At 71.9% G+C, this 9,584-nt stretch carries 8 protein-coding genes, 1 tRNA gene and 1 pseudogene; 8 read left to right on the top strand and 2 right to left on the bottom strand.

What is annotated here, in order from left to right:
* From EAO71_RS14630 to EAO71_RS14610, 5 genes are all read left to right on the top strand, one after another.
* Window positions 1-862: SPFH domain-containing protein (locus EAO71_RS14630; protein WP_261992136.1), on the top strand; the 862-nt coding region annotated here is incomplete at its 5' end.
* A gap of 162 nt (window positions 863-1,024) precedes the next feature.
* A complete protein-coding gene (locus tag EAO71_RS14625) occupies window positions 1,025-1,615 on the top strand; it encodes a lytic polysaccharide monooxygenase auxiliary activity family 9 protein (protein ID WP_147978133.1) in 591 nt (196 codons plus the stop codon).
* Between the two features lie 25 nt (window positions 1,616-1,640).
* A complete protein-coding gene (locus tag EAO71_RS14620) occupies window positions 1,641-3,302 on the top strand; it encodes an AMP-binding protein (RefSeq protein ID WP_147978132.1) in 1,662 nt (553 codons plus the stop codon).
* Window positions 3,303-3,388: 86 nt separating this feature from the next.
* Window positions 3,389-4,696: a sensor histidine kinase gene (locus tag EAO71_RS14615; RefSeq protein WP_147978131.1), complete on the top strand. Its 1,308-nt coding sequence runs from the start codon at window positions 3,389-3,391 to the stop codon at window positions 4,694-4,696.
* Window positions 4,627-5,103 carry a response regulator transcription factor gene (locus EAO71_RS14610; protein WP_147978130.1) on the top strand — a complete coding sequence of 159 codons (477 nt, stop codon included), beginning with the start codon at window positions 4,627-4,629 and terminating at the stop codon, window positions 5,101-5,103. The genes EAO71_RS14615 and EAO71_RS14610 overlap by 70 nt, the downstream gene beginning before the upstream one ends.
* Window positions 5,104-5,184: 81 nt before the next feature.
* On the opposite strand, the gene EAO71_RS14605 is transcribed toward EAO71_RS14610, so the two are convergent.
* Both EAO71_RS14605 and EAO71_RS14600 read right to left on the bottom strand, forming a co-directional pair.
* Window positions 5,185-5,258, bottom strand: a tRNA-Lys gene (locus EAO71_RS14605).
* A 133-nt stretch (window positions 5,259-5,391) separates the two neighbouring features.
* On the bottom strand, window positions 5,392-6,150 hold the full coding sequence (locus EAO71_RS14600) for an IclR family transcriptional regulator (RefSeq protein WP_147978129.1): 759 nt from the start codon (window positions 6,148-6,150) through the stop codon (window positions 5,392-5,394).
* Between the two features lie 354 nt (window positions 6,151-6,504).
* Between EAO71_RS14600 and EAO71_RS14595 the strand changes: the two genes are divergently transcribed.
* From EAO71_RS14595 to EAO71_RS14585, 3 genes and pseudogenes are all read left to right on the top strand, one after another.
* Entirely contained in the window at window positions 6,505-7,575 is a 1,071-nt protein-coding gene (locus tag EAO71_RS14595) for an LLM class flavin-dependent oxidoreductase (protein WP_147978128.1), read from the top strand.
* A 255-nt stretch (window positions 7,576-7,830) separates the two neighbouring features.
* The gene (locus tag EAO71_RS14590; RefSeq protein ID WP_261992135.1) at window positions 7,831-9,342 is read left to right on the top strand and encodes a glycoside hydrolase family 18 protein; all 1,512 of its coding nucleotides are present in this window, start codon (window positions 7,831-7,833) and stop codon (window positions 9,340-9,342) included.
* Window positions 9,312-9,584: pseudogene (locus tag EAO71_RS14585) on the top strand (EAL domain-containing protein); the annotation flags it as partial. The gene EAO71_RS14590 and the pseudogene EAO71_RS14585, both read left to right, overlap by 31 nt.

Below are 9,584 nucleotides of genomic sequence, written 5' to 3'. Positions count from 1 at the left end.
GATCGGGGTCGTCGCCGGGTTCCTGGCGCTCGCGGGATGCGCGGCCGTCGTGTGGTGGGCCGGCGCCGTGCCCGACGCGCTCGGCCGGATGCTGCGGCTGCCGGTACGTCCGTACCACGGCATCCACCTCGGTCAGTGGGCCCTGCTCGCGCTCGGGGTGCTGGCCACGCTCTTCACGTTCGGGGGCCTCGGCCGCGGCCGGGTCGGCCACGCCTACGTCCTCACCCTCTTCGGCGACTACCGGGGCACCGTCCGCCGCACCGGGCTCCTGTGGATCAGCCCGCTGCTGCTGCGCCGGCGGGTCGACGTCCGGCTGCGGCACTGGCGCAGCGAGCCGCTCTCCGCGGTGGACGCGAAGGGCACCGCGCTCGACGTCGTCGTCCTCGTGGTCTGGCGCATCCGGGACACCGTCCGGGCCGCGCTGGGGGTCGACGGGCACGAGGCGTACCTGCGTGAGCAGGTCGAGGCGGCCATGGCGCGGGTGCTCTCCCAGCTTCCGGCGGACGCCTTCCACGAGGACGCCCCGACGCTGCGCGACGCGGAGGCGGTCGGCGAGGCGCTGACCCGGATGCTCTCGGCGGAGTGCGCACCGGTCGGGGTCGACGTGTTCTCGGCGCAGCCGACCCGGATCGAGTACGCCCCCGAGATCGCGGCCGCCATGCAGCGCCGGCGGATCGCGGCGATCGACGCGAAGCACCGGGACAGCGTGCTGACCGCCGTCGTGGACGCGGTCGACGACGTGGTCCACCGGCTGACCGCGCGTGGTCTGGTCGAGCTGGACGACTACGAGCGCAAGGCGCTGGTCAAGGACCTGACGGTGGCGTTCTACACGGGCCGTACCGCGTCGGGGGACGGCGCGTGAATCCCGCGATTGGTATGGACATGTTCAACTTCCGTCAATACCTTGGTACTTGGTCTAGACCGGAATAGGTACCGCCGCACCATCGCACCACCCACGGCCGAATCATCCGCACGCGTGCAGCACGGGTCACAGAACTCCCCCACGTTCTCCTGGAGCGACAGCATGCGCAAAAAGACAGGTGTGGCGGCGGTGGCGCTCGGCGTCGCAGCCGCCTCCCTCTTCGCCACGAGCAGTGCCAGCAGTCACGGCTACACCGACTCACCGATCAGCCGGCAGAAGCTCTGCGCCAACGGCACGGTGACCAACTGCGGCTCCATCCAGTGGGAGCCGCAGTCGGTCGAGGGTCCGAAGGGCTTCCCGGCCGCCGGACCCGCCGACGGCAGGATCTGTTCCGCCGGCCTCACCCAGTTCGCCCAGCTCGACGACCCGCGCGGCGGCAACTGGCCCGCCACTCAGGTCTCCGCGGGTCAGAGCTACAGCTTCCGCTGGCAGTTCACCGCCCGCCACCGCACCACCGACTTCCGGTACTACATCACCAAGAACGGCTGGGACCGGACCAAGCCGCTCACCCGGGCGGCCCTCGACTCCCAGCCCTTCCTGACCGTCCCCTACAACAACCAGCAGCCGCCGGCCACGCTCTCGCACTCCGGGACCATCCCGGCGGGCAAGACCGGCAAGCATCTGATCCTGGCCGTGTGGACGATCGCGGACACCGCGAACGCCTTCTACGCCTGCTCGGATGTTCAGTTCTGACGGCTAGTCAGCTACCGTCCGGCGCATGACCGTGGCGGAGCTCGTGCAGCGTCAGTGGGGCGATCACCGGATCGGGCTGAGGAGCCGGGCGTCGGTCCTCACCCACCACCAGGTCGCCGCCGGAGCCGCCGCGCGGGCCGCGCTGCTCGTCGAGCTGTTGCCCCGGGGTGCCGAGCCGCACCTCGGGGTGCTCCTCGACAACACGCCGGAGTTCCCCCTGTGGCTGAGCGCGGCGGCCCTGGCCGGGGCCGCCGTCGCCGGCATCAACCCCACCCGGCGCGGAGCGGAACTGGCCCGCGACATCGTCCACACCGACTGCCGGGTCCTGGTCACCCAGCGGGCGTACCTTCCCCTGCTCGACGGGCTCGCCCTGCCGGGCGTGCGCATCCTGGTGACCGACACCGACGCCTACCGGGCCCTGCTGCTGCCGTACGAGGGTGCCGAGCCGGGAGAGGCCGTCGTCCGCCCCGTGCACCCCGGCAGCCGGATGCTCCTCTACTTCACCTCCGGCTCGACCGGCGCGCCGAAGGCCGCGATCTGCAGCCAGGGCCGGCTCGCCGCGGCCGGCCGCTCCCTCGTCTCCCACTTCGGGCTGGGGCCCGACGACGTCCACTACGTCTGCATGCCGATGTTCCACGGCAACGCGGTGATCGCCGACTGGGCGCCGGCGCTCGCGGCCGGCGCGGGGGTGGCGCTGCGGGACCGCTTCTCGGCCTCCCGCTTCCTGCCCGACGTCCGCGAGTTCGGAGCGACGTACTTCACCTACGTGGGGCGCGCGGTCCAGTACCTGCTGGCCACCCCGGCCGGGCCCGACGACCGCGGCCACCGGCTGCGGCTCGGGTTCGGCACCGAGGCCGGGGCGGTGGACGCGGCCCGCTTCGAGGCGCGGTTCGGCGTACGGCTGGTCGAGGGGTACGGCTCCTCCGAGGGCGGTGCGGCGATCCAGCGGACCCCGGACACGCCGGCCGGCGCGATCGGGCGGGCGGCGCCCGGGGACGACCTGGCGGTGGTCGACGCCGTCTCCGGCGAGGAGTGCCAGGAGGCCCGCTTCTCCTCCTCGGGCGCCCTGCTCAACGCCGGCTCGGCGATCGGCGAACTCGTCAACCGCGGCCGGAACCCGTTCGAGGGCTACTGGCGCAACCCCGAGGCGGAGGCCGCCCGACTGCGGGACGGCTGGTACTGGACGGGCGACCTCTTCTACCGCGACGCCGAAGGCTTCCTCTACTTCGCCGGACGCACGGACGACCGGCTCCGGGTCGACAGCGAGAACCTCGCGGCGGCGGTGATCGAGCGCATCCTCGCGCGCTGGGAGCACGCGGCGGGCGTCGCGGTCTACGCGATACCCGACCCGGTGGCCGGCGACCAGGTCATGACGGCGATCGCCCTGCGGCCGGGGGCCGCCTTCACCCCCGAGGCGTTCACCGCGTTCCTCTCCGCCCAGCCGGACCTCGGGACGAAGATGCCGCCCCGCTTCGTCCGCATCGTGCCGGAACTCCCGCTGACCGCCACGAACAAGATCCACCGCGTCGCCCTGCGCCGTGCCTCCTTCCTCTGCACGGACCCGGTGTGGTGGCGCCCGGTCCCGGACGCCCCCTACGAACCGGTGACCCCGGCCGTCCTCGACACCCTGCGCGCGCAGTACGCCGCCCAGGGCCGCAGCCCGTCCGCGACCGTGCCCGGTCCCTGAAGAGGCCGGGGGTAGGGCCAGGCATACCCCCGCACGCCCGCCAGACCCATGGCCCGGGCGGCCGGCCGCCGCCTACCGTGGGCGCCATGGAGCCCCGTACCCCCTGGCAGGCCCTCACCCGGCCCCGGTATCCCCGCACCGCCTGGCCCTGGCGGTCCGCCGCGTACCTCGCGAGCGGGGTGGCGACCGGCGTGCCCGCCCTCCTGGTGCTCCTGCTGCTCCTCTTCTTCTCCCTCTTCCTCGTCGGACTGCCCCTGCTCCTGCTCGCCGGGATCGCCCTCGGCGGCATCGAGCGGCGGCGGCTCCGGCTCGTCGAGCACGAGCCCGCCGCCGATCCGCACCGCATTCCCGACGCCCCGGGGCTCGGCGTCTGGCTGCGCCTCCGGGTGCGTGAGCAGGCCACCTGGCGGGAACTCGCCTACACCGTCCTGCACGCCACCGTCCTGTGGCCGCTCGACCTGATCGTCCTGGCCGTCGCCCTCGGCCTGCCCGTCATCCTGATGAGCGCCCCCCTGCAGCTCGCGCTCGACGGTGAGGAGGCCAAGGTCGTCAAGGCGTACCTGGTCACCTCGTATCCGCAGGCCTTCGCCGCGGCCCTGCTCGGCGCGGTGCTGCTGGTGGCCCTCCTCTACCCGCTCGCCGCGCTGGCCGGTGCCCGCGCCGCGCTCAGCCGCGCGCTCCTCGCTCCCCGCGAGACCGAACTGAGGGACCGGATCAGCGAGGTCACCGCCTCGCGCGCCCGGCTCGTCGCCGCCTTCGAGGCCGAGCGCCGGCGGATCGAGCGCGATCTGCACGACGGCGCCCAGCAGCGCCTCGTCGCCCTCACCATGACCCTCGGCCTGGCGCGGCTCGACGCGCCGCCGGGCCCCCTCGCCGACCAGCTCGGCCAGGCCCACGCGGAAGCCGGCCTGGTCCTCACCGAACTGCGGGAGCTGATCCACGGCATCCATCCGCAGGTCCTGGCCGACTACGGCCTGGGCGCGGCCCTCACCGACGCCGCCGACCGCTCCGCCGTCCCCGTCACCACCGACATCCCGCCCGGCCTGCCCCGGCTGCCGACCGCGGTCGAGAGCGCCGGCTACTTCGCCGTCTGCGAGGCCCTCGCCAACATCGGCAAGCACAGCGGCGCCACCCGCGCCGGACTCTCCGTCCGGTACGCCGCCGAACGGCTCCGGATCGAGGTGACCGACGACGGCGCGGGCGGCGCCGACCCCGCGCGCGGCAGCGGCCTCACCGGACTCGCCGACCGGCTCGCGGTCCTCGATGGCACACTGACGATCATCAGCCCGGCCGGCGGCCCCACCCTCCTGCGAGTGGAGATCCCTTGTCCCGCACCGACCGCTCCCTCCGCGTCGTCCTCGCCGAGGACAGCGTCCTCCTCCGCGAGGGCCTGATCGGTCTCCTGGCGCGTTTCGGCCACGAGGTCGTCGCCGCCGTCGGCGACGCGGACGCCCTCGGCGAAGCGGTCGCCGCGCACCGGCCGGACATCGTCGTCACCGACGTCAGGATGCCGCCGGGCTTCCACCGCGTCGCCGACGGCGGGACCGTCGTGGACCCCGAGGTCGTGCGGCAGCTGCTGCGCCGGCGCCGCGATCCGCTGGAGGCGCTGACCCCTCGTGAGCGCGAGGTGCTCGCCCTCGTCGCGGAAGGGCATTCGAACGGGGAGATCGCCCGCCGCCTCGTCGTCACCGAGGCCGCCGTCGGCAAGCACATCGGCAACATCCTGGGGAAGCTGAACCTGCCGCCCGCCGAGGACACCCACCGGCGGGTCCTCGCGGTCCTCACCTACCTCCGCGCCTGAGGCACGGCCCGGCCAGGGCGGCCGCAGCCGTCCGGGCACACGAAGAAGCCCCCCGCTCGCGCGAGGGGCTTCTTCCGTCTGTGCGCCGCCAGGGACTCGAACCCCGGACCCGCTGATTAAGAGTCAGCTGCTCTAACCAACTGAGCTAGCGGCGCCTGCTGACAGAGAAAATACTACCTGGTCGGCGGGGGTGCTCCTGACCACGCCGATGCGGCACCCTTTCGGCCGTTTCGGGCGGGATCCCGGGGCCCCGCCGGCCGAGGAAGGGCCCCCGCGTCCGGACGGGACCTAGATCGCCAGCGAGAGGACCACCGGAGCCGCCCTGCGGTTCAGCGTGTCCGCGGCCGAGCGCAGCCGGTGGGCGTGCTCGATCGGCAGGGAGAGCGCGAGGCAGCCCACGGACGCGCCCGCGGTCAGGGGCACCGCCGCGCAGACCGTGCCCACGGCGTACTCCTGGAGGTCGAGCACCGGGACCGTCGGCGGCTGGCTGTCGAGCTTGGAGAAGAGGACCTTCTCGTTCGTGATCGTCCGCGAGGTCAGCCGGGCGATGCGGTGCCGGGACAGGTGGTCGCGGCGGCCGTTCTGGTCGAGCTGGGTCAGCAGGCACTTGCCGACCGCGCTGGCGTGCGCCGCCGAGCGGAAGTCGACCCACTCGTTGACCTTGGGCGTGCGCGGGCCGTCGGCGAACTGGGTGATCTTCACCTCGCCGTCGATGTACCGGCTGATGTAGACCGCCGCGCCGACCGAGTCGCGCAGTTCGGTCAGGGTCTCCTGGAGCTTGCGCTCCAGTGCCTCGCGCCGGGTTATGCCGGAACCCAGCAGGACCAGCGAGTCGCCGATCACGTAGGCGCCGTCGCTGACCTGCTCGACGTACCCCTCGCGCCGCAGCATGAGCAGCAGGGAGGCCAGATGGGCGGTCGGCAGACCTGTCTCCCGCGCGATCTGGACGTCCGTCACCCCGCCGCCGTGCCGTGAGACCGTCTCCAGCACACGGAGGGCGTATTGCACCGAGTGGAACGGCGCGGTGGGCTCGGGCTTCAGCGCCACGGTTTCCCCATACCAGGTTGTGACCGCAAGCTTCCGTACTTCCGTACCACGATAGCCGTCAAGCGCCGTTTCCGGGGCGGCTGTTGGCGAGAATAATGCGCAGCTCCACAGCCCTAAGCTGGGCCTCACCACTCTGGCATATGCCAGGGTCACACTTGTCGCACAGAGTGTCAGGTCAGGGCATCGTCCGGGCGGCCTCGGGCGGGCGTTCGAGGCCCGAAGTCGAGAAGATTTTTTTCGGAGAAACGGACTCGATCACCCCCGGAAGCCCGCCCGATCACCTCCGGGGAATAACCGGAGACACCCTCCTGTTGTGCTCCGGCGTACGTATGTCACTGCGCAGAAGGGCCCACGGTGAGCGACGCGATTCGAGGCACGGGACACGGGGAGTCGGTCGTTCCGCTGTCCGTACTGGACCTGGTGACGGTCGGCAGGGGAAGGACCGCGACGGAGGCGCTCGCCACCGGCGTGGAGCTCGCCAAGCTCGCCGAGCGGCGCGGCTACCACCGCCTCTGGACGGCAGAGCACCACTCCATGCCCGGTGTCGCCTCCTCCTCGCCGGCCGTGATCCTGGCCCACCTCGCCGCCCACACGAGCCGCATCCGGCTCGGATCGGGCGGCGTCATGCTGCCCAACCACGCCCCGCTGGTGATCGCCGAGCAGTTCGGCACCCTGGAGGCCCTCGCGCCGGGCCGGATCGACCTCGGGCTCGGCCGTGCCCCCGGGACGGACGGGGCGACGGCCGCCGCGCTGCGCCGGACCCGGACCCTGAACGAGGGCGCGGACGACTTCCCGCAGCAGCTGGCCGAGTTGACCCGCTTCCTGGACGACGACTTCCCGGACGGGCACCCCTACGCCCGGATCCACGCCGTGCCGGGTCCGGTGCAGGGGCCGAAGGGCCGGCCCCCGGTCTGGCTGCTCGGCTCGTCCGGCTTCAGCGCGCGGCTGGCCGGGACGCTCGGTCTGCCCTTCGCCTTCGCCCACCACTTCTCGGCCCACAACACCATCCCGGCGCTCGACCTCTACCGCGACTCCTTCCGCCCCTCCGAGGTGCTCGACGCGCCGTACGCGCTGATCGGCGTCTCGGCGCTGGCCACCGACGACGCGCGGGAGGCCCGCCGCCAGGTCCGCACCGGCGCGCTGTCGATGCTCCAGCTGCGCACCGGCCGTCCCGGCCTGATCCCGACGCCCGAGGAGGCGGAGGCGTACGTCTTCAGCCCCGCCGAGCAGGAGTTCGTGGACGGCTGGCTGGCGAACATCGTCCACGGCACGGCCGACGAGGTGCGCTCGGGTCTGGACGACCTGCGCAAGCGGACCGGCGCCGACGAGCTGATGATCACGGCCCACGCGCACGGCGGCGACGTGCGGCTGCGGAGCTACGAGTTGATCGCGGACGCCTACGGCCTGCCGGAGGACCTCGGGTAAAACCTGGGTTTCCACGGGGCGTTGGTTCGGTCGCGAACGACCCGGCCGCGGAGTCCTAAGCGAACCTTAAACCGCTCGTCACATGTAGTGGCGGGCGGTTCCGCTTTGTGCTGCACCGCTCTGACGAGGTCTTTCACGCGCGAATTGGTCTAGTCCTCAATCTGGTTCAGACCATTGACGTGCTGTTCACGCGGGGGCTATCACTGCTCCAGTTCCTGTACGGCACCACCCCCAGTACTCCCTCGGAGGCCGCACGTGCACCCCCGCAGACGACCCCTCATCGCCGCGCTGGTGAGCTCCGCGCTCGCCGCCGGCGCGCTCGCCGTGACCGCCGGACTCGGTTCCGCCCAGGCGGCCGACGCCGCCGCCCCCTCGTCCGGGGGCGTGAAGATCGCGTACTACGACCAGTGGAGCGTGTACGGGAACGCCTTCTATCCCAAGCACCTCGACACCCGGGGCATCGCGGGCAAGCTCGACATCATCAACTACTCGTTCGGGAACATCCACCCGACCGACCTCACCTGTTTCGAGGCCAACAAGGCGGCCGGCGACGACGCCAACCCCAACGCCGGTGACGGCGCGGGCGACTCCTACGCCGACTACCAGCGCTCCTTCGCGGCCGCGGACAGCGTCGACGGTGTGGCCGACAAGTGGGACCAGCCGATCGTGGGCGTCTTCAACCAGTTCAAGGAACTGAAGGCGAAGCACCCCAACCTGAAGATCAACATCTCGCTGGGCGGCTGGACGTACTCCAAGTACTTCCACGACGCGGCGCTCACCGACGCGAGCCGCAAGAAGCTCGTCGCCTCCTGCGTCAAGCAGTACATCGCGGGCGACCTGCCGGTCGAGGGCGGCTACGGTGGTCCGGGCACGGCGGCCGGGATCTTCGACGGCATCGACATCGACTGGGAGTACCCGGGCTCGCCCGACGGTCACCTGGGCAACCACTACGGCCCCGAGGACAAGGCCAACTTCACCCTGCTGCTGGCCGAGTTCCGCAAGCAGCTGGACGAGTACGGCGCGGCGCACGGCGGCAAGAAGTACCTGCTGACGGCGGCGCTCCCGGCCGGCCAGGACAAGATCAAGAACATCGAGACGGACAAGATCGGCGCGTACCTCGACTACGCGAACATCATGACGTACGACATGCACGGCGCCTGGGACGGCGACGGGCCGACGTACCACCAGTCCCCGCTGTACTCGGGCGCCAACGACCCGACGGACGCCATCAAGCCGGGCACCGAGAAGTACTCGATCGACAACGCCATCGACTCCTGGATCGACGGCAAGCCCGCCTACGGCATCGCGGGCGGCTTCCCGGCGAACAAGCTGACGCTGGGCTACGAGTTCTACTACCGCGGCTGGAAGGGGGTCCCGGCCGGGTCCGCCAACGGTCTCGCGCAGCCCGCCACCGGAGCCTCCGCGGCCCGTCCGGTCAGCCAGCAGGCCGGCATCGCCCACTACAAGGAGCTCGGCGGCATCGTCGACAACGCGGCCACGACCTTCTGGGACGACCAGGCCAAGTCGGCGTACTTCTACAAGGACGGCGAGTTCTTCACCGGCCTCGACCAGCGGACCATCCAGGCCCGCGCCGACTACGGGCACCAGCGCGGTCTGGCGGGCGCGATGATGTACTCGCTGCTCGGCCTGGACGCCAACGCCACGCTCTTCAACCAGATCGTGACCGCGGTCGGTTCCTCCCCGACGAACCCGACCACGCCGCCCACCACGCCGCCGACCACCCCCGGGAACGGCCGCTCTTCGTGAGCGTCAACGTGGCCGTCCGCCAGGTCTGGGACTCCGACCTGGTGGCGGACGTGGCGGGCATCCTGGCCGAGACCGGGCTGGCACCGCACCTGCTCCAGTTGGAGCTGACCGAGTCCGCGGTGATGGGCTCGGCCGGCCGGCCGCTCCAGGCGCTCCAGGCGCTGAGCGACATGGGCGTGCAGATCGCGATCGACGACTTCGGGACGGGCTACTCGAACCTGGCCTATCTGAGCCGGCTGCCG

The organism is Streptomyces sp. MS191, assembly GCF_008042125.1.
Taxonomy (GTDB): domain Bacteria; phylum Actinomycetota; class Actinomycetes; order Streptomycetales; family Streptomycetaceae; genus Streptomyces.
This window is presented reverse-complemented; position numbering and strand designations above follow the sequence as displayed.